Here is a 25,938-nt window from a genome sequence, read left to right as displayed (position 1 = left end):
AAGGATCATGTTTTCGTAAATCTTTTGTAATTTCTTGTATATTTTTATGAAGTTCTGTAATCGACGCCACTTTACCTCTCACAAGTTAATTGATTTTAAAGATATAGTAATTAAACCTCGTTTATAGCTTCAACGCAAGCAAAAGTTGCTATTTTTAGTATTTCATTAGCTGTTGCTGCAGCTTGAAGTATTTGAACGGGTTTTTCAAAACCGTTTGTTATAGGACCTATAAAGCTGTTTGACGAAAATTCTTGTAACAACTCAGTAGAAATAGCAGCTGAATTTAAACCAGGCATAATTAATACATTTGCAGATCCTGATAATCTACAAAATTTATATAATTTACGTAAATCACCATCTAAAGCCACTTTAACCGACATCTCTCCGTCATATTCAAAATCTACCTTCATGCCGCTCAGCTCTTCTTTGTCATTGCTAAAATTATCTAGTATATTTACTGCTTCACGAATACGAGCTGTTTTTGCCTTAGAAGAATTACCGAATGTTGAAAAAGAAAGAAGTGCAACACGAGGCGTGATTCCCATATTTTTAGCAATTTCTGCAGTTTGGGTTGCTATTTGTGCAAGTTCCCAACTGTTTGGATATTCTGTAATACAATTATCGGCAATAATAATATTATTATCTTTAGCAATCATAATTGAATAGCCAATGATGCTACGATTAGTTTTTGGTGAAATGACTTTCATGATATCTTCTAAACTATCGATATAACTTTGTGTAACACCGGTTAGAAGAGCATCACCGTCACCGCATGCTAACATACAAGCAGCGAAAATATTCTTATCAGTTTTAACAAGCTTTGCACAATCACGGTATAAATAACCTTTTCTCTGAAGTCTTTTATATAAATAATCAGTATATTTCTCTAAACTATCGCTTAAGGCCGCATTCATTATTTGAATTCCGTCTAAGCTAATATCTTGACCTATCTTTTTTAACATAGCCTCAATTCGTTCAACACGACCAATTATAATCGGATGACCGTATTTCTTGTCTCGCATCATAAGAGCGGCAGAAATTACTTCTTCTTCTTCACCTTCAGCAAAAACAATCCGTTTAAGCGGTGCATTATGAATTTTTTCAGCTAAGAAATTCATATAGTTAGCAGTAGGATTTAATCTGCTACCTAATTCTTTCTTATATTTACCTATACTAAAATCTTTAACCCTAGCAACGCCGCTTTCTATTGCAGCAACGGCAACCGCCGCTGCTACTACGGTAATTAAACGAGGATCAAACGGTACAGGAATGATATATTCCTTACCAAAAACCATCTTACGCCCTGAATAAGCTTTATACACCTCTTCCGGTACAGGTCTACGGGCTAAATCTGCAATGGCTTTTGCTGCAGCTATTTTCATTTCCGTATTAATAGTCTTAGCTCTTATATCTAATGCTCCTCTAAAAATATAAGGAAATCCCATAACATTATTAATCTGATTATTATAATCAGATCGCCCTGTTGCTATAATCGCATCATCGCGTACAAGTTGTATATCTTCCGGAGTAATTTCCGGATCAGGGTTAGCCATAGCAAAAATAATTGGATTACTTGCCATTCTACTCACCATATCTTTAGTTACTGCGCCTTTTACCGATAACCCTATAAATACATCAGCGTTATTTAAGCTTTCCGCTAAAGTTCTAAACTTGGTATCACTTGCATATAGCTCTTTCCATTTATTCATACCTTCTAGGCGTCCTTTGTAAACAACGCCTTTAGTATCACATACAATAATCTTTGATTTATCAGCTCCAAGAGCAATTAATAAATCAATGCAAGCAATAGCTGCTGCACCTGCTCCGTTAACTACGATTTTTAAATCTTCAAGCTTGCGATTAGTAAGATACGCAGCATTTATTAGCCCTGCGGCGGTAATAATCGCTGTTCCATGCTGATCGTCATGAAAGACCGGTATATCCATTAAAGATTTTAATTTTTCTTCTATAATAAAACATTCCGGAGCTTTAATATCTTCAAGATTAATACCCCCAAAACTATAACTGAGATACTTCACGGCATTAATAAATTCTTCAGGATCTTCCGTATTCACTTCCAAGTCAATTGCATCAATATCAGCAAATTTTTTGAATAGTACCGCTTTACCTTCCATCACCGGTTTTGAAGCGGCAGCTCCTAAATTACCAAGCCCAAGTACGGCAGTACCGTTAGAGATTACGGCAACTAAATTACCGCGAGCAGTATATTTATATACATCCTCTAAATTTTTAGCAATTTCAAGGCAAGGAGCCGCAACCCCTGGGGAATAAGCAAGTGATAAATCTTGCTGAGTAACTAAAGACTTTGTTGCAGAAATAGCGATCTTACCAGGCTTATCTTTTTCATGATATTCAAGGGCCTCAGCATAATTTATTTTATTCATTTCATCCATTTTAGAAATTCCTGTTTTATTTGTTTGTTTTAGTTTGTCGTCATTGCGAGCAGACGCAATAGGCATCGACGAAGCAATCTCAGGCAACATTCCTGAGATTGCCATGCTCCTTTCAGTCGCTCGCAATGACGTGGTAAATTCACCCCATTATATACATAATAATTGATATAGTAACTACCGAGAAAAAAGTAGTAAATGTTATAATCGACGCCATAGAATCAGGATCACCGTCAAGTTGACGAGATAAAACATAAGCCGTACTCGCACATGGAAGGCAGCTATATAATATTCCTACCGATCTATTTAATCCGTCAATAGACATTAACCATAGTACTACTACACTAACTAGAGGAAATGCAACTAATTTAACAAAGCTTGTAAACATTACATTATGTAAAAGCTCTTGTCTAATAGTAAAATTAAGCCCTGCCCCAACATTTAGCATACCGATAGCTAAAGCGGCATTAGAAAGGCTATCTAACGTTTTCTTAAGCCCTAAATGTAATTCAAGATTTGAGTAATTAAAAACGAATCCTACTAAACTTGCGATAATTAACGGATTACGCACAATTAATTTCATCATTAAAACAAAACTAGTGCTAATAGTATTAGTCACGGATTTATTAGGGATATAATAAGCGAAAATCATTACCGATAAAATATTGGTAAAAATAATCATATAAGAAGAAATAATGGCAACGATTGAAAGTCCGCTAGAACCAAGCAAGGGGCTACTTACCCCAAAAAAAATGTAGCTATTATAACGAATCGATCCTTGAAAAATGGAAGTAAATTGGACTTTATCTATGTTGTATTTTTTTTGGTAAATTATAAGACCGATTGATACAAGAATAGTGGATATAATAAGAGCCACTACTAATTTAATTATGGGTGCAATGCTTAAATCGGCAGTAGATACGTAACTAAACAACATGGCAGGAAATAGTACAAAATACGATAATTTCTCAATACCACGCCAAAATTCTTCTGAAGTTAACCATTTATTTTTGATAATACTACCAAGCAGCGTAATTAAAAAAATAGGTAACGTACTACAAAAAATTTCATTCATTTGTTAATAGTTTTTATTTTAACGTCATTGCGAGGAGCGAAGCGACGTGGCAATTTCGTCCAACTTCCTGAGATTGCCACACTCACTTCGTTCGCAATGACGCTTAGATACCCATGCGGGAATGATATATAGGCTACAACTGCCCTTCAACCAGCTTTTTCATTTCCTGCACCCCGTAAAGCTTTATCAAAGTCCCAAGTCTTGGACCTTCATTCTGTCCAAGCAATATTTGATATAAATCTTTGAAGTAATCACGCAGATTTTCATATCCTGCTTTCATTCCTATATCATATATTGCTTTCTGAATTGCTTCAGCTTCGGTTTGATCAGCTATATCAGATAACATATCTAATATATCCTGCAAAATAACCTTATGCTTTTCAGAAGGAGATAAATATGATTTATGTGCTTTAATAAAGTCATTATAATATCTTATAGCAAATTCTGCTAAATGGTCAAGATAAGGGTTAGTATTTGGAGTTGCTTTTGGCTCATATTTGCTAATAAATCCCCAAAGCACCGATTTATCCGAAGGATTACACACAGAAGTAAGATTTAAAAGCAACGAATAGGTAATTCCAAAAGTCTCAATTTTCGGTACATTTCCGTGATGGATGTGATAAACGGGATTTGCAAAACGCTTTGCCCTGTCCTCTTCTAAATGATATTTCTGGTTAAAAGTAATATATTCATCAACATTTTTAGGAATTACATCAAAAAACAAACGCTTAGCTCTAGTCGGATTTTGATACATAAATAATGCCATACTTTCAACAGGAGCATATTTAAGCCAATCATCAATGCTAATACTATTACCTTTTGATTTTGATATTTTCTCACCGTTTTCATCTAAGAATAACTCATAACATAACTGCACCGGCGGCTTTCCTCCTAGGATTCGGCAAATTTCCGAATAAAGACGAGCATTTGCCAAATGGTCTTTGCCGTACATCTCATAATCGACTTTAAGCGCAGCCCAACGCATACCAAAATCCGGCTTCCACTGTAATTTGCAATGCCCTCCCGTTACCGGTACTTCTATATAATTACCGGCTTTGTCTTTATACGTTACAGTGCCTGCTTTAGCATCCCATTTCTCTATAGGTACTTGCAGTACCTTACCTGTTTTCGGACATATAGGCATGAAAGGTGAATAGGTAGCCTTGCGCTCTTCTCTAAAAGTCGGTAGCATTAGCTCCATTATCTCGTCATATTTCTCAAGCACCATTATCAGCATCTCATCAAACATACCAGCTTTATAACAGTTAGTACTGCTATAAAATTCATACTCAAAGCCGAATTTATCAAGGAATGAGCGAAGCTTTGCATTCATATAATGCCCATAACTTTCACATTCACCGAATGTATCAGGGATAGAAGTAAGCGGCATATCCATATACTGTGCCACCATTTCAGGATTTGGGATATTGCTAGGTACTTTACGAAGCCCGTCCATATCATCGGAAAAGCAAATTAGTTTAGTCGGAATATCGGATAATTGCTCAAATGCTTTCTGTACCATCACCATACGGGCATTTTCACCAAAAGTACCGATATGAGGTAAACCTGAAGGACCGTAACCCGTTTCAAATAATACATACCCCTTCTCAGGAATTTGACCGTTTAAGCTATCTAATATCTTCTTAGCCTCAACAAAAGGCCACGCGTTTGACTTAATAGCATCTTCCCAAATTTCTGACATTGATTTTTCTTGCGCTTTAATTAATAATCAGTGACAATATACTAAATTTATTTATTTGTAAAATATCAAATTAAACGCCGTCATTGCGAGGAGCGAAGCGACGTGGCAATCTCATCAAACTTCCCGAGATTGCCACGCTCCTTGCAGTCGCTCGCAATGACATTAAGAAAAAAAAAACATGCCATTTAATACTATTATAAATTACATCAGAAAAGATAGCTATAAAGTTCTACATTTAGGACTGATCGCAATTTCTATAATAGCACTTTCTACCGCTTATATTGCTGAATATATATTCCATTATACACCCTGTCCTTTATGCGTTTACGAACGATTTCCCTATTTAACCCTAATCAAAATTTGCTTAACTGCTTTAATCATCCGACAGTTAAGTAAGTATACTTTAATATTCATTCTCCTAACTATCCTTAGCTCTTGTATATTATCAACCTATCATAGCTTCATAGAAAGAGGCATATTACAACCAAGTGCTCTTTGTTCATCAATGCTTCATATCCCGAAAGGCTTGTCTATACAACACATCAAACAAATGTTCTACTCACAGCCAATCACGTCCTGCATGAAACCCGCCATCAAAATCTTTGGTATTTCTATGACAGAGTATAATCTACTCTTAAATATCGGTCTTCTAATCTGTTTACTCCTCGTTTGGTTTTATCCAAAATCTAATAAATAGTTAAAAAATTAACTATTGGATTGCAGAAACTCAAAATATTATGTATAATGCTCGCACGACAAAATAATATTTAAACATAAAGAAATATTTATATGATGAATCAACCAACAAATAATGCAAATTACAGACTTCCAGACGGTAGTACGGTTTTACATAATGCAGCAACATATAGGGAATGTAAATAATGTTAGACTTTTACTTTCACAAGGTGCCGATGTTAATGCTTTAGATGCTAAAGGAAAAAAACTATAGATTATGCATCTAAACCAGAAATTAAAGAAATACTAACTGATTCCGCTAATGCACGCTCAGCACTACCTGAATTCAAAGCAGAACAAAAGCTTGCTGAGATGAAGAAAAATATTAAAAATGAGGATGATAAAAATAAAATTATCAACGGATTAATTATGAATCCTGAATTTTATTCTGATATAGATGATGTTACAAGAGAGAAATTAATAGAAAAACTTTTTAATTATAATTTAACGATAATAATCCAGTAATAGCTCCGGTAGCAGCACCGGCACCAGTAACAACCACTACTTCTACAGAAATAGCAGCAGAGGACAATGTACGTGCACCAAACCCTGAAATATATGACACCTTAATTGAAGCTGAAGACAACTGTACACCGTTTAGTATAGCAGCCTCAGCTGGAAATGCAAATATTGTTCAAAAATTAATTGAGCAAGGTCATAATGTCAATGCTAAGGATGAACAAGGAAATACGGCATTATTGTATGCAAGCACTAAAGAAATAGCTAAAATTTTATTAGACAAAGGGACAAGTTTTGAAGTTGAGCATAAATATCTATACTCACCTATACATTATGCGGCAACAATAGGAAATAAGAAGTTTTTTACTTAAAAAAAAATGTGGATGTTAATACTAAAGATGGAAAGGGACGTATACCTATACATTATGCAACTTATTCTAAACAGCACGAAATAACTCAAATTTTATTACAACCCGGCAGTGAAATTGATACAGTAGACAATTATGGCGGCACACCTTTTTTCTATTTGCTACTAAAGCATGAATCAGGTCAAAATAAAACGTTACTGGACTTCTTTTTACGTTAATCTTAAGATTAATACGTGTGGTGAGTCAATTTTTAATCACGCACTAACATCAAGAGATAAATGGTTACTTGAGAAGTTAAGATCTAAAGGTGCTGATATAGGACGACAAGGCGTTCTATTGCATAATCCATTCGATCACAGAGCAAAACTTGTAAAGATAGGTGTTGATAAAGAAAAGATAATTCTCATATTAATGAGCAATTAAAAATTAACACCATACAAAAATACTTGGGTGCAAAATCAGCTAACAATTATAAAGACATGGATGTTAATGATTATAATTATGATTTACCGGATGAAGAAGGGTTTGCAAAAAATACACACGAAAAATTATTAAAAGATGTTATGCAACGTCTTAAAAACGGTGAAGATAAAGATGGCATTATTAATACATTAATTGAGATTAGTATTAATGAAGATACAAGAACAGAGTTAATAGAAAAAGTTTTAAATTATAATGTTAATGATAATAATCCTGTAGCAGCTCCAGCATTAGTTACTCCTGTAGCAACAGTAGTACCGGCTCCATCAACTTCAACAGAAGAAAAGTTATCGGCTGAAGTGAAGACACGCCTTACAATAGGGAAAATAAGGATGATATTATTAATTTCGTGCTTCTTTATCAGACTACTAACGAGAATGTAAAAAGTGAGTTAATAGATTATATCTGTGAATATTCTTTCGATACTGAATTAGCCGGACAGATAGGTGCAGATATTCAATTCTAATTTAAAATCTCTTTAAGTTCTTTTAAAGAAAAACCCGGTGGTTTTAGGTAGTCTAGTACTACCTTACCACTATCTAAGACTATAAGCCTTTTGCCGTAATTTACGGCATCTTCTAAATTATGCGTGATCATAACGGAAGTGATCTTATGTTTCTCTATAATCTCTGCTGTTTTTTTCATCACTTCCAAAGAAGCTTTCGGATCTAAATTTGCCGTATGTTCGTCTAGAAATAATATTTTAGGTGGATGAGCTATGATAAGTGCCAGCAGTATCATCTGCTTTTCTCCACCGGAAAATTTACCTAATGGCTGTGAAAGTAAAGGCAAAAAGCGTTGAGGCGCACCTGTAAGCTCTAACAACTCGCTACTTGCTAACCGTTCATTACTAGAGAATCTACTTTCCCACAAAATGATATTTTCTTCAAGGGTTAGCTCGGTAAATAGCCTCTCTTCAACTTTTTGTGTTAATGTAACTAATGTAGAAGCTTTTTGTCCTTTAGGTATTTTATCGATTCTGACTTGATCTAGAAACACTTTCCCGCTAGTAGGTTTTAAATAGCCGGCAAGTATTTTAGCTAAAGTAGACTTACCGCTACCGTTATGACCCAATATTACAACAAACTCTTCTTTAGCAATATTTAAAGTAGTTTCAGCAATTATAGGTTCGGTTCTTTCTTTAACTTTAAACTGTATATTTTCTGCATATAAATAAGGTTTCATAAAGCCTCTCTTTTTACAGAACTCAACGAAATAAACAATACTATACCTAAAATAAGCTTAAGATTTATGGGATCGATTCCAATTCGGAGTAAAAAGCCCAGAGCAATAAAGTAAAATAATATACCTATCAAACAAGACAATATCTCTTTAAGCGCATTAAAATTATTAGCATGGATTAAAATATGACGCCCTATAACAATTGCACCAATACCGACTAGTGCCACCCCGAAACCCATATTAATATCGGCAAAACCATTTACTTGTGCAGATAAAGTACCGGTTAAAGCAGCCAAACAATTACTTATGCTAAAACCGATAGTACGGTAAAGCTCAGCAGGTTTTCCTAAATTAATCAATAAATCTTTATTAAAACCAAAAGCACGAAGAAATAAACCGAGCTTACCTTTTAATAAAATTATAACTGAACATATAATAAGACAATTGATTATTACTAAAGGTATTAACCAATTTTCGAGATCTAATATAGATAATAGAGTCGGCATACCAAGAACCGATATATTAGGACGCTGCATAATTTGTAAGTTAACCGAATAAAGCATAAAACTTGCAAGTATTCCGGCTATAAGCCCGTTAATGCGGTTATTCTTCTGCATAACACTAACTATACTGCCTATAATTCCGCCTGCTATTACGGCAAATATTAATGCAGGAAATAACCCAAATGAAAGGCTGCGGGCAAACACTGCCGCACCAAGTACATAAGTACCGTCTACGGTAAGATCGGTAATTTTGAGAATCCGATAACTTATATACATCCCTAAAATAAGCGGCAGCATTATTAAGGATTGCTCAAGAGCAGTAACTAAAATGTTCATGTTACTACTCTTCAAGTTCTTTACGCGCGAAAGGCAGTACGGATAAATTTTCTTTAGTAAGAATATCTTGTTTAACAAATGATTTAAGGTTAATAAATAAAGTTAAGTCTTTCATATCCCCAAATGGAATATCTTTCGGTTCTATTCCTTGTAAGATTTTTTTTGCCATTAAACCTGCTTCTACGCCTATTTGCTTCTCTTGTACTCCTACCGCAATAGTTGCCCCGCTAATTACCGAACCTTCATCGGAAGCAATTATCGGAATACGGCGTTTAAATGCTTCTTGCTTTAAAATATTAATCCCACTGACTATTAAATGATCTTTCAAAATTATAAAACTCTGCGTATTTTCAGGAGCATTTTTTACAGCCACAGGCATATCATTGAAATTTTGTATAATTACCGTGTGCAGAGAAATATTGTTTTTTCCAGCATATAATTTTAACATTTCTACTTCAGGTATAACTTTCTCACTACTGCTATAAATTAAAGTGATATTCTGTAAAAAAGGTAATTTACTAATGGTGTCAGTGATTTTTATCTCATCGTTAACACCAGTAACTAAAGGTAGGTTTTTACTATTAATCATAGCAGCAGCACAAACAATCGGTTTATTTGTTATATGAGAAATAACAGTTTGGCTGGCTGTCGTGCCTATTGGAATTATTACATCAATATCCTGATCTATTATTTGCTTTATAATGGCAAGTAAAATATTAGAATCAGCATGAGCATTTTTAACTATAATTTCTGCATCTATATCTTTTAGCGACTCTTTAATTCCTGATATAATCTCAGTCATTGCGGCATGTTCAAGTGGCACAATGACTGCTACTTTTTTTTGATCCGCATAAACTGCAGCTGTGATGAATAAAACAAAAAGAAAAGAAAAAAATTTTTGAAAAATATTAGAGATAAACATTTTAATATCCTGTTATAAGTTATAATTTAATAATCAAAATTTAAATTTGCATATAGCAAACACATAAACGCAAAAAATTATCTACGCCAACGCCAATTTTGTATTAAACTATTAACCTTTAAAGATATCATAAATATTTTTAACTGTAGAAATATAAAGTAAAGATAAAAAACTTAGCTTTCTTTGACTAGAAGCTAAATAGTCAAGAAAGCTCTACCTTAATGTCAATAACCAATAAATAGTACTAAAAGAATTACTTGAGATAGCCTATACTTCGATGTCATGACCACTTTTACGAAACGTTATTATTGCATAAAGTTGTTGCACGGCTACAAACAACCTACTCGATGTCATCCCCGCATAACATTGTTGCGTAGATCGCAAAATGTATTTGGTGTCATACCGTAGCTTGACCACGGCATCCATAAAAGTAACTTTAAGATACTAAATTTTTAGTATTTTAAATTGTATCCCGCGATTAAGTCGCGGGGATTACAGGGGTGGAATCGATCCACGCAGGAATAACCTAAACAAGCCATTAATCCTCTTAATGACGATTCAGTACCCATGCAGCAAGGCTTGCAAAATGAAAAAGGAATTCATTTCTTAAACTATGCATTTTCTGTTTGTTCTAATACCGTTTGCCCTAGTAATTGCGATAGAACATCTTGACCTGCTTCAGTCCAACTTACAGGTGGCTCTTCGTTTGGTAAACCTGTACCATAACGATCATTAAATACTCTCACTGCTTGCTGAGTAAATTGATCAAATGTACTTGTGGATTCCACTCCATAGCCATATTCTTTTAAATTTTCCTGTAAAGTATTAACTTTTTCTCCAGTACTATCAAGACTTAATAATAATTTACTCTTTTGCTCTTGCGTAGTCTCAAAATATCTACCAAAACCAGCTTCAGCTAATTCTTTCCAAGGAAATTTTGATCCAGGAGCTATATGAGCATTGCCTTCTCGGTTTACAGTTACTTCACCAAGGCCGACTAAATCATGTTTTAAATCTAAATTTGGATATCTTTCTGTTACATCCTTAAGAAATTCTTTTAATTTCCCTATTTGCTCTGCAGGAAAATCACTTTTTGCATCATTAATAAGCATGACTCCAATACCAAACTTATTAACACCTACTTCTCCTTTCCAACTACTCTTGCCTGCATAAAAAGCTTGATCTGTTAAATCATTATGATATTCTTTTTGAGTCCCATCCTTATCAATTATGTAATGAACACTTGCACCTCGCTCATCCAATACTTCACGAACAGCCTTAATATCCTTGCTTACAGAATAAGTAATTACTACACAGGTAGGTTTTACTCCTTCCGGTCTTGGGGCCATATATTTACCATTTGGACTATTGGTATTACTAATACCGTTATTTTCAATAGCCTTACTTTTACTCATAACCTTCCTCCAATATATTTAATAATTGTTGACGGTTCAGAATTTACTAAACCTTAACGAAAATTAATACTTTGGTAATGCTAAGTCAATGAAAATTTAAATATTATTCACAAGGTATCGATACTGATCTGACACGTTCAATGATTATTTTTCTAATATTTGTAGTAAATGCTCTAGTTAACGATAAAAGTGCTCTTTCCATAGTCCTTGATAATTCTTTAGAATCAAAAGAGACGTCATGTTCATATTGCCCTTCTGCTTCAGCAATATTATTTAAGAAATCACTTTCTATTTCTTTGAATAGATATTCAATTTTATTATTAGGAGTATTTTCATTGTCAACTTTTAACTTTTCTTCTTCAGAACTATTAAAGAAATATTTTAAAGGCGTATTTAAAACTTTTGCAAAAACATATAACCTACTTATAGGTATATTACTTAAACCTTCTTCATATTTTTTAACTTGGAGAGCACTAATATCGCAAAAACTTGCCCTAATTCTTTTTGGATAATACCTACAGCAAGACGTCGTTCTTTTAAACGTTCACTTGCGAGTTTGTCTGGATGTTTTATTGAATAATTCATTTTAACAATAAGCTTTAATTAAAAATTAATTATTAATAAAGACTATTCAACTTTAAATGCAGTATATATTACTTTATATTTAATCAAGCAACTTTATTAAAAATTTAATATAATAATGCTAAAACCCTTTGGTGATCAAGAATCAAGGCTAATAAATAATTAATTAAAAGTATAAAAACGATGAGTAATAAAATAGTAAAATTACCGAATTGTGAGAATATAGTGGGAGAGATTAGTTTTTTAGGAATTAAACCTTGAGTACCATTTATTTCATTTAGATTTAGTTTTTTTATTGTTCTGCCAAAAGGATCTACTATAGCTGAAATACCGTTATTCGCTACTCTAATCATAGGTAAACCGTTCTCTACGGCTCTACTTCTACTAATATGAAAATGCTGATATGGACCGCTGGATTTACCATACCATGCATCATTTGTAATATTAATTATTACATCGGCTATTTCATTATTCGTCCGTACAAAATCAGGAAAAATAGATTCATAACAAATTAAAGGTTTAATTTTAAGATTATATTTTTCAAGATAAACAAGCCCTCCGTTTCCTTCTTTATAATCAATTAAACCATGAGTTAATTTTTTAAACGGTAGTATCTTTTTAAGGGGCATATACTCACCGAAAGGTACTAAATGTGATTTATGGTATTCAAATAATTTATGATTATTTTTATCAAGAGCATACATAGCTGAGTAAAGTTCAAACTCATCACCTTGTTTTTTATTATCCGAAATTCCTCCTGTTATCAAAATAGCATTTGTAGAATTTAGCATTTTTAATAATTTTGATTTAACTTGCGGTATATCATCAGGTACTACTAATGCTGCCTCAGACCAAATAATTAAATCGGTAGGTTCCAAATTTTCCGATAAATTAATATGTAGCATTAAATTATGCCAAAATTCTTCTTCATTCCATTTTTCGGTTTGAGGTATTGAAGGTTGCACTAATCGTACTTTTATATCAGTGAAATTTGTATGGTTATTACTTAGCCTTACTGCTCCATAAATGACAATGATGGTTAATACTAGGACTGAACTAGCTAGTAATATTTTTAACTGAGTAAATTGCTTGCTAAATAAAGGATAAGCTGATGTAGAAATATATATAACTATAAAACTAAGCCCATATATCCCTATTATACTTAAAGGCTGTATTAAAATATCTGAAAACGAAAAAGCATAACCAATCAAATTCCAAGGAAGACCGGTAAAAATCCATGAACGTACCCACTCAAATAATACCCAACATAAACAGAATATAAATTGGTAATATTTATTATTTTTAGCAAAAAAACTAAGAGTGCAGCTTGCCGATATAAAGCAAGCTAAAACTATAGGTAGTCCAAATAACGCAAAAGGAATTGCCCACCAAAAATCTGCAATATAAACGCTAACACCGATACTTATCCAATATATTCCACTTAAAAAATGCCCAAAACCGAATAAATAACCAAATTTTGTGGCTTCTTGCCAATTTTCGGATTTTTGAACTATATAACATAAGTAAGATAACGTTAATAATGCCGGTATAAAGAAAGTCGGAGCAAAAACTAAACCGCTTAATATCCCTAGCAGTAAACATATAATTTTAGGTTTATACATTTTTATCGATTATTTGTTTACAAAATAATACATCATGCTATCATTTCAGCAAGTTTTAATATAATGAGTAAATAAATGACTACAGGATTACTACAAGGAAAAAAAGGCTTAATTACAGGTATTGCAAATAATATGTCAATATCGTGGGCGATTGCACAGCTTGCTAAAAAACACGGAGCAGAGCTATGGTTTACTTATCAATCGGGAGTACTAGAAAAACGAGTTAAACCACTCGCTGAGGAAATAGGTTGTAATTTTGTTAGCGAACTTGATGTTACGAAGCCAAAATCAATTAGTAATTTATTTGATGATATAAAAGAGAAATGGGGTAGCTTCGATTTCTTACTTCACGGTATGGCTTTTGCCGATAAAAATGAATTAAAAGGACGTTATGTTGATACTAGCTTAGAAAATTTTCATAATTCTTTACATATATCATGTTACTCTCTTTTAGAACTCTCAAGGTCCGCAGAAGCCTTAATGCATAACGGCGGAAGCATTGTGACATTAACTTACTACGGCGCTGAAAAAGTTATACCTAATTATAACGTTATGGGAGTAGCCAAAGCTGCACTTGAGGCTAGTATAAAATATCTAGCAAACGATATGGGAGAAAATAATATTAGGGTAAATGCTATTTCGGCAGGACCTATCAAAACTTTAGCATCTAGTGCAATAGGTGATTTTAGTACTATGCTTAAATCTCACGCTGCAACCGCACCGTTAAAACGTAATACTACCCAAGAAGATGTAGGAGGAGCAGCAGTATATTTATTTAGTGAATTATCTAAAGGTGTTACCGGTGAAATCCATTATGTAGATTGCGGTTATAATATTATGGGAAGTAATAAATTATAAATTATTGTAGGGATTAATGTCATTCCCGCAAAAGGCTTGCTTGTGTAGACCAATAAAATCCACTGTGTCACCCCGTGGCTTGACCACAGGGTCCATAAAAACAATAAAAATACTAATATTATTAGTATTTTAAGCTAGATCCCGTGAATAAATCACGGGATGACAACTGTATTTTTCAAGTCACACAACAAAATCATCACAATCCATGATTTCTTTTTTTGAGGTGTTCAGGTTTTGGAGGAACAGGCGGTTTTTTAGATTTTGCCTGAACCTTTTTAGCCTCTAACGGCAATGCCAGATTATTGAATCTATTTAACTCTTTTGAGATTTGTTTTAACTGTTCTTGTACTTCTATCTTTAAAGGAGTATGAGAATTTTTCATTTCCCTATTTATTATTGTGCCTATTTTCTCAAGATTTTCTTTAGAAATAGAATATGATTTTATACCTATATAATTAACAATCTTTGACCACCAAGTTTGTCCTTTATCTAATCCTTGATATACTACATCTACTAAATCATTTTTTTTGAATGTTAATATATAATCAGAAGCTCCTTCTAAAGATTTAGATAAATGCCTTTTTATTTCTCCTTGTCTCTTATCTTCAATATTTACTTTTTTGTCTTTCTTGAGTTTTGTTATTGCTTTTTCAATTATTGAAGATATCTTAGTTTCTTTTCCTTCATGTGCTTTATTTTCTAAATTTTCTTTGGTATTAAAATTTATATTAGTTCCTATTTTAGCATCTACTAATTGTTTAGCATACTTACCGTTAGGATCTTGTATTTCTCGCTCTATCTCAGCAGATTTTAAACCTAATTTTGTATATATATCTGATTCTCGGAAAAGTGGAGCATATAATAAAAAATTAATACTTTGAGCTATTCTACTATCTATCAAATCTTTAGAATCTCTTTTGGAATAAAATTTTTCTTGTAAAATACGATAGTGATCTAATATTTCCTGTGTTATATCTTTTACATCAAGAGATTGTAATTCTCCTTTATCATTAAATTTTGCTTTCATACCTGAGCGTTTGGCTTCCAATAATAATATTTCTTGAAAAACTTTATTATTAGGAGTACGACAAACGAAATTAGGATCGTTATCCGGCATTAATTCATTTGCATTTTCCATTATTGCTTGATTGAGTTTATGTAATTGCTCTTTATTAAGTTTTTTATCTAACAAACTTATAAAAGCTTCTCTTTGTTTTTGCTTACTTGCAGTACTAAAAGCCTGCTGCATCTTTTGCAAAACAACAAAATCAAAATTTTTGTTACCTATTTCTTGGATAACTAAATTTGCTAAATTTTTTGTTTCAGTATTCACTGTTTCTTTTTTATTTTTTGTAGCCATATTGAGTATTAATCTCACTTATAATTATTTAAATATTAATGATAGATTAAATCAATTTCTAGATGTTTTTACTATATTTATAATCAAAACTTTAAAACAGTATCTAGCAAGTCATACTGGTTCTGAGCTATTACCCAAAATTTCTATTGATTCTATTGTTTCATTATGCGATTGACTATACATTACTAAATCTAAAATATTTGAAGATGTTAAATTGCTAATATAAACACCTTGTATATCATTTAATACATAATCAACCACTAATAATTTAGAATCAGCAGAAGTTCCATATAATGACATTTTTGCCTCAAATAATTTTTTAAATGTATCTAATTCAAGTAATTCTTCACATACAGCATATTCTTTAATATCTCTACTTACAAATAAACTCATTATGCTTCGTGCTAAACTATTTTTAATATACAAGCCTTTTAAGCATTCAATAAAATTTTCAAAAAAATTTAGTTCTTCAAAAGGAATGTTGAAATCAGGTAATAATTCTTGATATAATTTTTTCTGCAATTCCTTTTTTTCAATTAGTTCTTCAAAAGGAATGTTGAAATCAGTGAACAATTCTTGATATAATTTTTTCTGCAATGCCTCCTCCTCAAATTTTTTCAAATAGAAATTATCAATTAATAGCTTGTAAAGCTCAAGTATCCCACTAGGAAAGTTAATTTTCAAAGTTCCTTTTTTATCAATTTCTACAGTAAACCTGTTTTCTTTTGCTTCTAAATATATTAGATCTCGAAATATACTATCCTCTTTTGTTCTACGAAGTAAAAAAGCTGCATCTTTAGAATCAACTAAATCTAAAGCATGTTTCATTATTGTTGCATTAAGCTCATGTAACATATTGTTAGATATCACCTCTGCTGCATCTGCTAGAAAAGATTTTTTATCATCTATTTTTAATTTCCTTAAATTTTCTAGAACTTCTAAAGTTATTTCTCCTTGTTGAATTTTTTTAAGTAACTCATAATAGTTGCGAAATTTTACTTCTTGATTTTTGCATCCTAACCCGGCATAAACATTGCATCCTGATTCTTGCTTTTGAGCTAATCCAGGATATTCTTTTTCAATTTCTCTAGGTTTACTAATACAAGAACTCATAATGTCTTTTAGCTTCATATAATTTATTCCTTACATTTAATAAGGATTATTATATTTAGTTAAGAAATATTAACAAGTACTTTATAGAAGATTAAGATAAATTAATTTTTATTGAGAGGATGATGCAACAATGCTTTTTTGAGATGATTAGTTTGAAGATGAGTATATATTTGGGTAGTAGATATATCAGCGTGACCAAGCAGCTCTTGAATTACTCTTAAGTCTGCTCCGCCCTCAAGCAAATGACTTGCAAAACTGTGACGTAATATATGCGGAGAAATATACTCAGGGTTAAGTCCTGCATAAAGGGCAGCAGATTTTAACAGAATAGCAAAATTTTGCCTAGTCATATAACCCGCTAAAGCTGATGAAGGAAATAAATAAATTAGATTTCTTGGTTTAGCTTTATTCACAAAAACACCTCTAATTGCAAGATATTTAGCAATACTGATAACTGCCTGTTCATTTATTACTATGACTCTTTCCTTATTACCTTTACCAAGTACCGAAAATATTTTTCTTACTTCTCCTTTAGACGTTTTATTAGTCAGAATATCAGCAAGCTTAAGACTAACAAGCTCCGAGACTCTAAGACCGCTAGCATAAAGCAAATGAATCATAGCATTAAGCCTGATACCTTCAGGAGAATTATCTTGAGAGCAATGTTCAAGTAACGATTTAATTTGAGCTATAGATAATATTTCGGGAAGTTTATTTTGATATTTGGGCAAATCTACGTTAAGAACCGGATTAAACGCGGTATGGTTTTCGCTAATTAAAAATTCATAATAACTTTTTATAGTTGAGATTTTTCTGTTGATTGAGCGTGCTTGCAAATCATTACTTGCTAGATACTCAATCCAGTCTCTAATATTCTCAGTAGTAATATTTAATTCGGATAATTTGTGTTTAGCAAGATAATTTTGAAAATCGAATAAGTCACGCTTATAGCTAAGTATAGAATTTTTTGACAATGCTCTCTCGGCTAAAAGCATTTCTAGGAATTGCGCAATAAATCCCATAAGATGTTTTAATTTCTATAATGGAGGCCAGGGTCGGAATCGAACCGACGAATAGAGGATTTGCAGTCCACGGCATTACCACTTTGCTACCCAGCCTAATCAGTGTCATACCACAATCCTATGTCATTCCTGCGAAAGCAGGAATCCATAAACGGATAATTGTATTTTTACTGGATTCCCGCTTTCGCGGGAATGACATAAATACTACCAACATCGATACAAAAAAGCAACTATTTTTATATTAAACTCCTAATCCTTGCAGGATATTTAAACGATTTATCCTTCATACAATTCAAGAACTGCTAACTGAATCTACTATATCGTCATTTTTAATATGGGGAACATTCAGTAATTCCTTTAAAATTATGCTTGATTGTTTAGGTATTAGAACACTAGCCGATTGAAATAAAGGAACTACCGAGGCGAATCTTGTAACTTTATCAAAGCTTGGCTTAATTCCTATCACTCTAATATTACCACCTAAAAATCCTATATCTTGAATCAATTGTTGACCACTTGCTTTATCTTCGATTAATATAAATTTTGGCTGATATTCTCTAGCTAATTTTTCCATCAAATTCTTAAGCTCAGGATAATTAATTTTTTTCCGTACTAATGATACTAGATAATATTTCTGAATCCCCCATATATTACAAACACTATAATCGGAATCTTCGGAACTCTTAATTGCCGTATCCCAGCTTTGCACAAAATAATCAAATCTTGAAGGTAGATTTTCATAAAATCTAATATCTTCCATATTCAGTAACGATGACCTTTGTGCTATCGGTTCTTGTAAATATTGAGCATTATCATTATAGCTACCTATTTCCTGCTCTAATTTCATTAAACAATCAAGAGGTTCTTTAATAGCTGTCTAATAACTTTACCACTAAGATATTGATATTCTTTATTCATTAATTTAAAGGAGTAATCTTGAATGCTAATCGCCGGAATTTTTAAATGATGCCATGAATTGCTATTATTAAGTAGATAACCGGATAAATCATCCGTATGCAGACGCTGCATAACTAAAACTATCGCTCCCTTATTACGATTATTTAGTCTGCTAACAAAAGTTTGCTCAAACCAATCTATAAACTTTCTTACGTATTTTATAAGAATGAATTTGCGTGGGGTTATGAGGATCATCGATAATTAAGATATCACCACCCTCACCTGTTGCCGATCCTCCAACCGATGTTGCAAATCTAAAGCCACTAGCTGTCGTTAAAAACTTACTTTTTTGATTATGGGGTTTACTAAGGATAGTACTTGGGAAAAGTTCTTTATACCAATCAGAATTTAAAATGAACTGACAATCTAGTGAGTGTTTAATGCTAAGTATTTGAGAATAGCTGGCAACCATAATCCTTTTGGTAGGATTAACCCCCAATAAATAAGCAGGCCAAGCAACGCTAACACAAATAGATTGTAGTAAGCTCCTTGGCGGTATATTAATTATTAAACGATTAATATCACCGCTTTGCACGGCATTTAAATAATCGGTAGATATTCTTGTAAGAGTTCTTTAGAGTGGAGCATATTGTACCTACATCGTCATTGCGAGGAAAAATTGTAAGTTTTGACTAAGCAATCTCAGGCAAAATTCCTGAGATTGCCACGCTCCTTGAAATCGCTTGCAATGACCTTAAAATCTTATCATAAATTATCATTGCCATTAATCCCCTATAGTATATAATTTTGAAAAATAATATATTTATCTATGAAATTACTAAAAATTATTTTTATCATTACTATATGCATTAATTTTCCCATATTCGCAGAAAATTTAGAGTCGGTTACTACAACCGAAGATATTGAAGATGACGTATTTATCCCTCTTGATGAAAATCATCCTATTTTAAATCCAAACGATAATATTAATGATAGTTCTGAGTTTAAAAATTATACAAATGGCAAAATTATTGCTCTAAATAACATTACTGCTACTTCTGAAGAGATAGATTTTAAAGTCGGGGAAGAAAAATATTTCGGTAATATAAAAATCAAATTGCACAAATGTATAAAAAACCTTGATCCATATAATGAAGATAATTATTTGTTGATGACCATAACGGAATATAAAATAGACGAAGATCCTAATTTACTCTTTCAAGGATGGATGATTTCTTCAAGCATTTCACTTTCAACGTTTGAACACCCAATCTACGAAATTTTTGCTAAAGATTGTTTTTAGATGCAATATTTAATTTCAAGTTTAATATTTTTAATTCCAAGCCTTGGGATGCTGGCGGGCTTATCCGCTGCAGCTACTGTTACAATTTTTTTGCTTATATCATTCCTGCGAGGTATTAATCGTCATTGCGAGCGACTGAAAGGAGTGTGGCAATCCAGTAACAATGTCATACCGTGGCTTGACCACGATATCCAAAAAATAAAAAAAGACTGGATCCCACTACAAGCTCACGGGATAACAATGTTATTCACCGCTTGGTGCTTTATATCTTGTTTATTCGCAATTCATCTTATTAATAGCTTAGCTACTTTTACTCAAGTTTTTATACTCTTATTTCTTGGCTTTGCAGTTAGTAATTCTGCTCCTTTTCAAAATCGCTTACAACTTAAAAAAGCCTTAATATTCGGAATTCTCACAGCAATATTATTATTCTTCATCGAATATTCTTCTAATGGATTTTTAACAAGAATATTCAAAACTAGTTTTGGCTTATATATGCTAGATCGTGGTTGTGCTTTACTTTCAATTACCGCTTGGGTAGCGATTATAATTTTACTTTCTAACGGTAAAAAACGACATACCTTAATGCTATATATATTAGTACTTTATTTACTAAGTATTTCCGATAGTTTAGCAAGTTTTTTAGGCTTCGGTATAGGAGGAGTAATATTTATTTTAACAAGATTTATGAAGCCGATATTTTTCAAATTAATCGCAATAAGTTTAATTACCGGCTCGTTACTATTTCCTGTGATAGCTAAACAAATAGAACCACAAGATTTATCTGAAAAATATTTAGCTACACAACCTTCCGCTGCTCATCGTTTATTTATTTGGCATTTCGTCGCAAACAAAATCATTGAAAAGCCGATTTTAGGCTATGGCTTAGCTTCTTCTAAATATATCAAAGCTGGTGATAGTGAAATGATCAATTACAACGGAGAAAAATGGCATCCTTTGCCGCTTCATCCTCATAATAATATATTACAAATTACTCTTGAACTCGGTATAATAGGTTTAATATTATTTTTATGCTTAGTTTATAAATATCTCAAACAAATTAGTAATCTCGAAAATAAAAATTTCAAGGCAATTTCCTATGCATGTTTTATAAATTACTATATTATCGGCATGATTTCATATAATATTTGGCAAATATGGTGGATATCAAGCGGTATTTGGGTACTAGTTTTAATGAAGCTACTAGTTAAACCTGATATTGTCATTGATAATTGATGTTATTTGAGGTAAATATAGAGTTAAGTGTCATTAAATCTACGTCATTGCAAGCAGCCGTAGGCTGCGTGGCAATCTCATCAAATATCCTGAGATTGCTTCGTCGCATTACTGTGCAATTCTTCTCGCAATGACGGAACAATATAATAAAAAACATATGCTACAAAACTCAGAACTTTTACAAGAATATCTACCGATTGCTATATTTTTTGGTATTGCGGTATTGGTTTCCGGTTTAATAATGATTCTACCTAACCTATTATCGACAAAAAAATATAATAAAGATAAGCTAGAACCTTATGAGTGCGGTTTTGAGCCTTTTAGCGATGCAAGATCAAAATTTGACATATGTTTTTACTTAGTTGCTATTTTATTTATTATCTTTGATCTTGAAATTGCATTTTTAGTGCCTTGGGCTATTAGTCTTAATACGATAGGTAAAATAGGCTTTTTCTCAATGATGTTTTTCTTATTCGTACTTATTATCGGGTTCATATATGAATGGAAGAAAGGAGCTTTAGACTGGTAGTAATATGAAAAATAATTTTTATCAAGAAGACGAATTATTAAGTAATGAGCTTTCTAATAGAGGATTCTTACTCACTAAAGTTGATGACGTTATAGGCTGGGCGAGAGCTAATTCCTTATGGCCTATGACTTTTGGGCTTGCTTGTTGTGCTGTTGAGATGATGCAGGCAGCAGCAAGTAGATATGATATGGATCGCTTCGGTATGTTATTTAGACCAAGTCCAAGACAGTCCGACCTTATGATAGTTGCAGGAACGCTTACTAACAAAATGGCACCAGCTCTACGTAAAGTATATGATCAGATGGCTGAACCTAAATGGGTGCTTTCAATGGGTAGCTGTGCCAATGGCGGCGGCTATTACCACTTTTCCTATTCGGTAGTGCGTGGCTGTGATAGAATCGTACCGGTTGACGTATATGTCCCTGGCTGCCCTCCTACCGCCGAAGCATTAATTTACGGGCTGATGCAGTTACAGAAAAAAATTAAACGCACTACAGGTTTTAAGTATGACGCTAGACAAACTCATTGAAAGACTTGCAGCTAAATCTAGCATTTTAATAACTCCGATCACGGTTAAAGATTACCTAGCTTATAAAATCGAGCCGAATTTTTTATTGCCGTTTTTAAAAGCTTTAAAAGAATCGGAAGAATTACGCTTCACTTTACTTACTGATTTATTTGGGGCTGATTTTCCTCAGAATAACGTAGTCAATTCAGTTGGGCTTGGCCACAAGGAGCAAGGCGCGAAGCCTATAACTAATAGGAGAACGACGAGCGACAATGTAGGCGAGTCCAAATCAATTGACTATAAAAGGTTTGAAGTAGTATATAATTTATTAAGCTTAAAATTAAATAAGCGTCTTATAATAAAAGTATATATATCTGAAAAAGAAACTATACCTTCAGCAATGAATATATTTAGTGCCGCTTGTTGGTATGAGCGTGAAGTTTATGATATGTACGGGGTAAATTTCGAGGGTAATGACGATAAAAGACGCATACTAACCGATTACGAATTTGAGGGGCATCCATTACGTAAAGATTTCCCGTTAACAGGCTATACACAAGTTAAATATGATGAGAAGCTAAAGAAAGTAGCTTATGAACCGGTCGACTTAGACATAGAATATCGTGAGTTTGATTTTAGTTCGCACTGGCATAGCCCGAGTTATGTATTGCCAGGTGATGAGAAGGCAACCGATGTCATTCCTGCGAAAGCAGGAATCCAGAAATAAAATGAATGTCATCCTGTGACTTGATCGCGGGATCCAGAAAAAATACAAAAGACTGGACCCCGTGGTCAAGCGAACTAGGTGACAGTAGGAAAAATACTATGACTAACAACACCAAAACTATAACTCTAAACCTTGGTCCACAGCATCCGGCAACTCACGGAGTTTTAAGGTTAATCCTTGAGATGGACGGGGAAGTAGTAAATAATGCCGCCCCTCATATTGGGTTACTTCATCGTGGTACGGAAAAGCTTATTGAGCATAAAACATATTTGCAGGCTATACCATATTTTGATCGTCTTGATTATGTTTCACCGATGTGTCAGGAACATGCATTTGCTTTAGCTGTTGAGTCGTTATTAGAATGCGAAGTCCCACGAAGAGCTCAGTTTATCAGGGTACTATTCTCAGAGCTAACAAGAATTTTGAACCATACTTTGAATATTGGCAGCCAAGCTTTAGATATCGGTGCTACTACTCCTTTATTATGGCTCTTTGAAGAGCGAGAAAAGATCATGGAATTTTACGAGCATGTTTCCGGCTCTCGTATGCATTCAAACTACTTTAGACCGGGCGGGGTTGCAGCAGACTTACCCGAAGGTTTACTTGAGGATATAGATAAGTTTATAGAACAGTTTCCTCCTAAACTTCACGATATTGAAAGTCTACTAAATGAAAATAGATTATGGAAACAACGTTTAGTAGATATCGGCGTTGCGTCTCAAAAAGAGGCAATGGACTGGGGGTTTTCAGGACCAATGCTTAGAGGTTCGGGTATAGCTTGGGATTTACGCAAATCAAACCCTTATGACGTTTACGATGAAATGGACTTTAAAGTACCAATCGGCAAAAACGGTGATTGTTACGACAGATATTTCGTTCGTATGCTTGAAATGTACGAATCAATCAAGATAATCAAGCAATGTATAGAAAAAATGCCGAAAGGTGCAATTAAAACCGATGATCCTAAATTAACACCACCGACAAGAGCCAAAATGAAAGAATCTATGGAAGCAATGATTCATCATTTTAAGCTCTATACGGAAGGATATGACGTCCCAGCCGGCGAGACCTATAAAGCCGTAGAAGCCCCTAAAGGCGAATTTGGTGTATATTTATACTCGCAAGGAGGTAATAGACCTTATAGATGTCGTATTAAAGCACCCGGCTTTGCTCATTTGCAAGGACTAGATTTTATGTCTAAAGGTCATTTAATGGCAGATGTTATTACTATTATTGCAACGCTTGATATAGTATTTGGTGAGATAGATAGGTAATATATTTGTCATGCCGCGGGCTTGTACTTGCGTTACTCTGTCATTCCTGCGAAAACAGGATCCATAAAATAAAACAATACATTTAAAAAGCAAAAAATGTATTGGGTATATATATTATGCTCTAATAAGCATGGTACTTTATATATTGGTATTACTAATAATATAATAAGTCGTGCTTATGAACATAAACAAAAAATAATAAAGGTTTTACCTCAAAATATAATATTATAAAACTTGTTTATACAGAAGAATTTACTGATATTCAAAAAGCACTTACAAGAAAAAAACTTGAAAAAATGGCAACATAGTTGGAAAATAGAACTGATAGAAAAAACTAATCCTGAATGGAAAGATTTAATTAAATAGTTCTACGGATTCCTGCTTGCGCAGAAATGACATAAAACTATACCGTACTAAAAATATATGAATACAAAAATTACAAATTTTACATTTGATAAGAAAAATTTAAATCTAGCAGAAGAGATTATAAAAAAATATCCACCGCATGGAAAAAGAAGTGCAATACTTCCGCTGCTTGATCTAGCACAACGTCAAAACGGCGGCTGGCTACCTGTTCCTGCTATCGAATATGTCGCAAATATGTTAGCAATGCCTTATATACGGGCTTATGAGGTTGCAACATTTTATACTATGTTTAACTTAAAGCGAGTTGGTAAATATCATATCCAAGTATGTACTACTACTCCTTGCTGGCTGCGTGGTAGTGATGATATAATGAAAATTTGCGAAAAGAAATTAAGTGTACAACTCAAAGAAACTACTGAAGATCAACAATTTACTTTAAGCGAGATAGAATGTTTGGGAGCATGCGTTAACGCTCCGGTCGTACAGATTAATGACGATTATTATGAAGATCTAACTCAAGAAAAAATGGGGGAAATAATAGACAAGCTTCAAAATGACTAGAATCTTATTATTATTACTTGGATTTTATCAATATTTCATTTCTCCACTACTTGGCAATAATTGCCGGTTTCACCCCACTTGTTCTGAATATGCCAAAGAAGCTATATCAATGCACGGCAGCATAAAAGGCTTGTGGTTTACCTTTAAAAGAATCATCAAATGTCAACCGTTTTGCGACGGTGGATATGATACCGTTCCAATCTCTATAAAAAATTCTAAACCACTTAATAAAAAAATATAAATTATGTTTATTGTAAACCTTAAATATACCTTAGGCTTAGATCTTTCTTCTGTTGAAAAATTTATTACGAAACATAGAAAATGTTTAGATACATGTTATGATAAAGGACATTTTATTAGGTCCTATACATCCAAGAATTGGCGGTATTATT

General features: G+C 33.1%; 29 protein-coding genes, 1 tRNA gene and 1 pseudogene. 16 read left to right on the top strand and 15 right to left on the bottom strand.

Translation table 11 applies throughout. From position 1 onward, the window contains the following. Positions 1 to 110 precede the first annotated feature (110 nt). The 3 genes from ACSFFC_RS05195 to ACSFFC_RS05185 all read right to left on the bottom strand — a co-directional run bounded on the left by ACSFFC_RS05195 (position 111) and on the right by ACSFFC_RS05185 (position 5,188). On the bottom strand, positions 111 to 2,414 hold the full coding sequence (locus ACSFFC_RS05195; protein WP_014410613.1) for an NADP-dependent malic enzyme: 2,304 nt from the start codon (positions 2,412 to 2,414) through the stop codon (positions 111 to 113). A gap of 139 nt (positions 2,415 to 2,553) precedes the next feature. After that, positions 2,554 to 3,486: an AEC family transporter gene (locus ACSFFC_RS05190; RefSeq protein ID WP_012719627.1), complete on the bottom strand. Its 933-nt coding sequence runs from the start codon at positions 3,484 to 3,486 to the stop codon at positions 2,554 to 2,556. 133 nt (positions 3,487 to 3,619) lie between these two features. Beyond that, positions 3,620 to 5,188 carry a lysine--tRNA ligase gene (locus tag ACSFFC_RS05185; RefSeq protein WP_014410612.1) on the bottom strand — a complete coding sequence of 523 codons (1,569 nt, stop codon included), beginning with the start codon at positions 5,186 to 5,188 and terminating at the stop codon, positions 3,620 to 3,622. Between the two features lie 178 nt (positions 5,189 to 5,366). Here ACSFFC_RS05185 and ACSFFC_RS05180 point away from each other — a divergent pair, with 178 nt between their 5' ends. From ACSFFC_RS05180 to ACSFFC_RS05160, 5 genes are all read left to right on the top strand, one after another. After that, on the top strand, positions 5,367 to 5,885 hold the full coding sequence (locus ACSFFC_RS05180) for a disulfide bond formation protein B (protein ID WP_012719625.1): 519 nt from the start codon (positions 5,367 to 5,369) through the stop codon (positions 5,883 to 5,885). Positions 5,886 to 6,235: 350 nt separating this feature from the next. Further along, positions 6,236 to 6,388 carry a hypothetical protein gene (locus ACSFFC_RS05175; RefSeq protein ID WP_004995953.1) on the top strand — a complete coding sequence of 51 codons (153 nt, stop codon included), beginning with the start codon at positions 6,236 to 6,238 and terminating at the stop codon, positions 6,386 to 6,388. 50 nt (positions 6,389 to 6,438) lie between these two features. Further along, a complete protein-coding gene (locus ACSFFC_RS05170; RefSeq protein ID WP_331270841.1) occupies positions 6,439 to 6,753 on the top strand; it encodes an ankyrin repeat domain-containing protein in 315 nt (104 codons plus the stop codon). A gap of 8 nt (positions 6,754 to 6,761) precedes the next feature. Next, positions 6,762 to 6,968: an ankyrin repeat domain-containing protein gene (locus ACSFFC_RS05165; protein ID WP_004995956.1), complete on the top strand. Its 207-nt coding sequence runs from the start codon at positions 6,762 to 6,764 to the stop codon at positions 6,966 to 6,968. A gap of 228 nt (positions 6,969 to 7,196) precedes the next feature. Next, positions 7,197 to 7,613: a hypothetical protein gene (locus tag ACSFFC_RS05160; protein WP_014410608.1), complete on the top strand. Its 417-nt coding sequence runs from the start codon at positions 7,197 to 7,199 to the stop codon at positions 7,611 to 7,613. A gap of 79 nt (positions 7,614 to 7,692) precedes the next feature. Here the strand turns inward: ACSFFC_RS05160 and ACSFFC_RS05155 are convergent, their stop codons facing one another. From ACSFFC_RS05155 to ACSFFC_RS05140, 4 genes are all read right to left on the bottom strand, one after another. Continuing rightward, complete coding sequence (locus ACSFFC_RS05155) at positions 7,693 to 8,415, bottom strand: ATP-binding cassette domain-containing protein (RefSeq protein ID WP_014410607.1); 723 nt, start codon at positions 8,413 to 8,415, stop codon at positions 7,693 to 7,695. Continuing rightward, positions 8,412 to 9,251 (bottom strand): ABC transporter permease, encoded by an 840-nt coding sequence (locus ACSFFC_RS05150; protein WP_014410606.1) that lies wholly within the window; start codon positions 9,249 to 9,251, stop codon positions 8,412 to 8,414. The genes ACSFFC_RS05155 and ACSFFC_RS05150 overlap by 4 nt, the downstream gene beginning before the upstream one ends. A gap of 4 nt (positions 9,252 to 9,255) precedes the next feature. After that, positions 9,256 to 10,173 (bottom strand): ABC transporter substrate binding protein, encoded by a 918-nt coding sequence (locus ACSFFC_RS05145; RefSeq protein WP_014410605.1) that lies wholly within the window; start codon positions 10,171 to 10,173, stop codon positions 9,256 to 9,258. Between the two features lie 611 nt (positions 10,174 to 10,784). Further along, positions 10,785 to 11,588: an N-acetylmuramoyl-L-alanine amidase gene (locus ACSFFC_RS05140; RefSeq protein ID WP_004995964.1), complete on the bottom strand. Its 804-nt coding sequence runs from the start codon at positions 11,586 to 11,588 to the stop codon at positions 10,785 to 10,787. A gap of 140 nt (positions 11,589 to 11,728) precedes the next feature. On the opposite strand from ACSFFC_RS05140, the gene ACSFFC_RS05135 reads away from it, so the two are divergent. Beyond that, positions 11,729 to 12,100 carry a hypothetical protein gene (locus ACSFFC_RS05135; protein WP_014410604.1) on the top strand — a complete coding sequence of 124 codons (372 nt, stop codon included), beginning with the start codon at positions 11,729 to 11,731 and terminating at the stop codon, positions 12,098 to 12,100. A 177-nt stretch (positions 12,101 to 12,277) separates the two neighbouring features. Here the strand turns inward: ACSFFC_RS05135 and lnt are convergent, their stop codons facing one another. Then, positions 12,278 to 13,792 carry an apolipoprotein N-acyltransferase gene (gene lnt, locus ACSFFC_RS05130; RefSeq protein ID WP_004995965.1) on the bottom strand — a complete coding sequence of 505 codons (1,515 nt, stop codon included), beginning with the start codon at positions 13,790 to 13,792 and terminating at the stop codon, positions 12,278 to 12,280. Between the two features lie 75 nt (positions 13,793 to 13,867). On the opposite strand from lnt, the gene fabI reads away from it, so the two are divergent. Continuing rightward, on the top strand, positions 13,868 to 14,650 hold the full coding sequence (fabI, locus tag ACSFFC_RS05125; RefSeq protein ID WP_014410603.1) for an enoyl-ACP reductase FabI: 783 nt from the start codon (positions 13,868 to 13,870) through the stop codon (positions 14,648 to 14,650). A 196-nt stretch (positions 14,651 to 14,846) separates the two neighbouring features. Here fabI and ACSFFC_RS05120 read toward each other — a convergent pair whose 3' ends face one another. The 7 genes from ACSFFC_RS05120 to ACSFFC_RS05090 form a co-directional block, all read right to left on the bottom strand. Beyond that, positions 14,847 to 16,010, bottom strand: a complete 1,164-nt coding sequence (locus ACSFFC_RS05120) for a DUF5410 domain-containing protein (RefSeq protein ID WP_014410602.1) — start codon at positions 16,008 to 16,010, stop codon at positions 14,847 to 14,849. Positions 16,011 to 16,121: 111 nt separating this feature from the next. Continuing rightward, positions 16,122 to 17,141 (bottom strand): DUF5410 family protein, encoded by a 1,020-nt coding sequence (locus tag ACSFFC_RS05115; RefSeq protein ID WP_014410601.1) that lies wholly within the window; start codon positions 17,139 to 17,141, stop codon positions 16,122 to 16,124. A gap of 83 nt (positions 17,142 to 17,224) precedes the next feature. Then, positions 17,225 to 18,145, bottom strand: coding sequence for a site-specific tyrosine recombinase XerD (locus tag ACSFFC_RS05110; RefSeq protein WP_004995969.1), 921 nt, complete (start codon positions 18,143 to 18,145; stop codon positions 17,225 to 17,227). 21 nt (positions 18,146 to 18,166) lie between these two features. After that, positions 18,167 to 18,241 (bottom strand) — tRNA-Cys (locus tag ACSFFC_RS05105). Between the two features lie 196 nt (positions 18,242 to 18,437). Then, a complete protein-coding gene (terL, locus tag ACSFFC_RS05100; protein ID WP_041472201.1) occupies positions 18,438 to 18,992 on the bottom strand; it encodes a phage terminase large subunit in 555 nt (184 codons plus the stop codon). Beyond that, a complete protein-coding gene (locus ACSFFC_RS05095; RefSeq protein WP_004995971.1) occupies positions 18,992 to 19,174 on the bottom strand; it encodes a hypothetical protein in 183 nt (60 codons plus the stop codon). Before ACSFFC_RS05095 ends, terL begins: the two co-directional genes overlap by 1 nt. Before the next feature lie 55 nt (positions 19,175 to 19,229). After that, positions 19,230 to 19,637 carry a hypothetical protein gene (locus tag ACSFFC_RS05090; protein WP_231282986.1) on the bottom strand — a complete coding sequence of 136 codons (408 nt, stop codon included), beginning with the start codon at positions 19,635 to 19,637 and terminating at the stop codon, positions 19,230 to 19,232. A gap of 234 nt (positions 19,638 to 19,871) precedes the next feature. Here ACSFFC_RS05090 and ACSFFC_RS05085 point away from each other — a divergent pair, with 234 nt between their 5' ends. From ACSFFC_RS05085 to yidD, 9 genes and pseudogenes are all read left to right on the top strand, one after another. Continuing rightward, positions 19,872 to 20,345 (top strand): DUF2155 domain-containing protein, encoded by a 474-nt coding sequence (locus ACSFFC_RS05085; RefSeq protein ID WP_014410600.1) that lies wholly within the window; start codon positions 19,872 to 19,874, stop codon positions 20,343 to 20,345. Beyond that, on the top strand, positions 20,346 to 21,581 hold the full coding sequence (locus tag ACSFFC_RS05080; protein ID WP_014410599.1) for an O-antigen ligase family protein: 1,236 nt from the start codon (positions 20,346 to 20,348) through the stop codon (positions 21,579 to 21,581). It abuts the gene before it with no gap. Between the two features lie 157 nt (positions 21,582 to 21,738). Next, entirely contained in the window at positions 21,739 to 22,110 is a 372-nt protein-coding gene (locus ACSFFC_RS05075) for an NADH-quinone oxidoreductase subunit A (protein ID WP_012737002.1), read from the top strand. A gap of 4 nt (positions 22,111 to 22,114) precedes the next feature. Further along, the gene (locus ACSFFC_RS05070; protein WP_004995988.1) at positions 22,115 to 22,639 is read left to right on the top strand and encodes a NuoB/complex I 20 kDa subunit family protein; all 525 of its coding nucleotides are present in this window, start codon (positions 22,115 to 22,117) and stop codon (positions 22,637 to 22,639) included. Then, positions 22,617 to 23,345 carry an NADH-quinone oxidoreductase subunit C gene (locus ACSFFC_RS05065; protein ID WP_014410598.1) on the top strand — a complete coding sequence of 243 codons (729 nt, stop codon included), beginning with the start codon at positions 22,617 to 22,619 and terminating at the stop codon, positions 23,343 to 23,345. Before ACSFFC_RS05070 ends, ACSFFC_RS05065 begins: the two co-directional genes overlap by 23 nt. A 98-nt stretch (positions 23,346 to 23,443) precedes the next feature. Beyond that, positions 23,444 to 24,619, top strand: a complete 1,176-nt coding sequence (gene nuoD, locus ACSFFC_RS05060; RefSeq protein WP_014410597.1) for an NADH dehydrogenase (quinone) subunit D — start codon at positions 23,444 to 23,446, stop codon at positions 24,617 to 24,619. A gap of 96 nt (positions 24,620 to 24,715) precedes the next feature. Further along, positions 24,716 to 24,985 (top strand): annotated as a pseudogene (locus ACSFFC_RS05055) (GIY-YIG nuclease family protein). 57 nt (positions 24,986 to 25,042) lie between these two features. Next, positions 25,043 to 25,546 (top strand): NADH-quinone oxidoreductase subunit NuoE, encoded by a 504-nt coding sequence (gene nuoE / locus ACSFFC_RS05050; protein ID WP_014410596.1) that lies wholly within the window; start codon positions 25,043 to 25,045, stop codon positions 25,544 to 25,546. Then, a complete protein-coding gene (gene yidD / locus ACSFFC_RS05045) occupies positions 25,539 to 25,787 on the top strand; it encodes a membrane protein insertion efficiency factor YidD (protein ID WP_014410595.1) in 249 nt (82 codons plus the stop codon). Before nuoE ends, yidD begins: the two co-directional genes overlap by 8 nt. The last annotated feature ends 151 nt before the right edge of the window (positions 25,788 to 25,938 follow it).

It is taken from the genome of Rickettsia parkeri (genome assembly GCF_051427245.1).
In the GTDB taxonomy this organism is placed as follows: domain Bacteria; phylum Pseudomonadota; class Alphaproteobacteria; order Rickettsiales; family Rickettsiaceae; genus Rickettsia; species Rickettsia rickettsii.
Note: the sequence above shows the minus strand (reverse complement) of the source record. Positions and strands in the feature narration are given on the sequence as shown.

Coding starts and splice junctions, on each gene's coding strand:
- ACSFFC_RS05135 (WP_014410604.1), top strand. CDS start 11,729: ATGATTATTTTTCTAATATTTGTAGTAAATGCTCTAGTTAACGATAAA.
- ACSFFC_RS05175 (WP_004995953.1), top strand. CDS start 6,236: ATGAAGAAAAATATTAAAAATGAGGATGATAAAAATAAAATTATCAAC.
- ACSFFC_RS05095 (WP_004995971.1), bottom strand. CDS start 19,174: ATGCAGCGTCTGCATACGGATGATTTATCCGGTTATCTACTTAATAAT.
- ACSFFC_RS05150 (WP_014410606.1), bottom strand. CDS start 9,251: ATGAACATTTTAGTTACTGCTCTTGAGCAATCCTTAATAATGCTGCCG.
- ACSFFC_RS05070 (WP_004995988.1), top strand. CDS start 22,115: ATGAAAAATAATTTTTATCAAGAAGACGAATTATTAAGTAATGAGCTT.
- nuoD (WP_014410597.1), top strand. CDS start 23,444: ATGACTAACAACACCAAAACTATAACTCTAAACCTTGGTCCACAGCAT.
- ACSFFC_RS05065 (WP_014410598.1), top strand. CDS start 22,617: ATGACGCTAGACAAACTCATTGAAAGACTTGCAGCTAAATCTAGCATT.
- ACSFFC_RS05120 (WP_014410602.1), bottom strand. CDS start 16,010: ATGGCTACAAAAAATAAAAAAGAAACAGTGAATACTGAAACAAAAAAT.
- lnt (WP_004995965.1), bottom strand. CDS start 13,792: ATGTATAAACCTAAAATTATATGTTTACTGCTAGGGATATTAAGCGGT.
- ACSFFC_RS05145 (WP_014410605.1), bottom strand. CDS start 10,173: ATGTTTATCTCTAATATTTTTCAAAAATTTTTTTCTTTTCTTTTTGTT.
- ACSFFC_RS05140 (WP_004995964.1), bottom strand. CDS start 11,588: ATGAGTAAAAGTAAGGCTATTGAAAATAACGGTATTAGTAATACCAAT.
- fabI (WP_014410603.1), top strand. CDS start 13,868: ATGACTACAGGATTACTACAAGGAAAAAAAGGCTTAATTACAGGTATT.
- nuoE (WP_014410596.1), top strand. CDS start 25,043: ATGAATACAAAAATTACAAATTTTACATTTGATAAGAAAAATTTAAAT.
- ACSFFC_RS05110 (WP_004995969.1), bottom strand. CDS start 18,145: ATGGGATTTATTGCGCAATTCCTAGAAATGCTTTTAGCCGAGAGAGCA.
- terL (WP_041472201.1), bottom strand. CDS start 18,992: ATGAAATTAGAGCAGGAAATAGGTAGCTATAATGATAATGCTCAATAT.
- yidD (WP_014410595.1), top strand. CDS start 25,539: ATGACTAGAATCTTATTATTATTACTTGGATTTTATCAATATTTCATT.
- ACSFFC_RS05185 (WP_014410612.1), bottom strand. CDS start 5,188: ATGTCAGAAATTTGGGAAGATGCTATTAAGTCAAACGCGTGGCCTTTT.
- ACSFFC_RS05075 (WP_012737002.1), top strand. CDS start 21,739: ATGCTACAAAACTCAGAACTTTTACAAGAATATCTACCGATTGCTATA.
- ACSFFC_RS05080 (WP_014410599.1), top strand. CDS start 20,346: ATGCAATATTTAATTTCAAGTTTAATATTTTTAATTCCAAGCCTTGGG.
- ACSFFC_RS05180 (WP_012719625.1), top strand. CDS start 5,367: ATGCCATTTAATACTATTATAAATTACATCAGAAAAGATAGCTATAAA.
- ACSFFC_RS05155 (WP_014410607.1), bottom strand. CDS start 8,415: ATGAAACCTTATTTATATGCAGAAAATATACAGTTTAAAGTTAAAGAA.
- ACSFFC_RS05195 (WP_014410613.1), bottom strand. CDS start 2,414: ATGGATGAAATGAATAAAATAAATTATGCTGAGGCCCTTGAATATCAT.
- ACSFFC_RS05190 (WP_012719627.1), bottom strand. CDS start 3,486: ATGAATGAAATTTTTTGTAGTACGTTACCTATTTTTTTAATTACGCTG.
- ACSFFC_RS05085 (WP_014410600.1), top strand. CDS start 19,872: ATGAAATTACTAAAAATTATTTTTATCATTACTATATGCATTAATTTT.
- ACSFFC_RS05115 (WP_014410601.1), bottom strand. CDS start 17,141: ATGAAGCTAAAAGACATTATGAGTTCTTGTATTAGTAAACCTAGAGAA.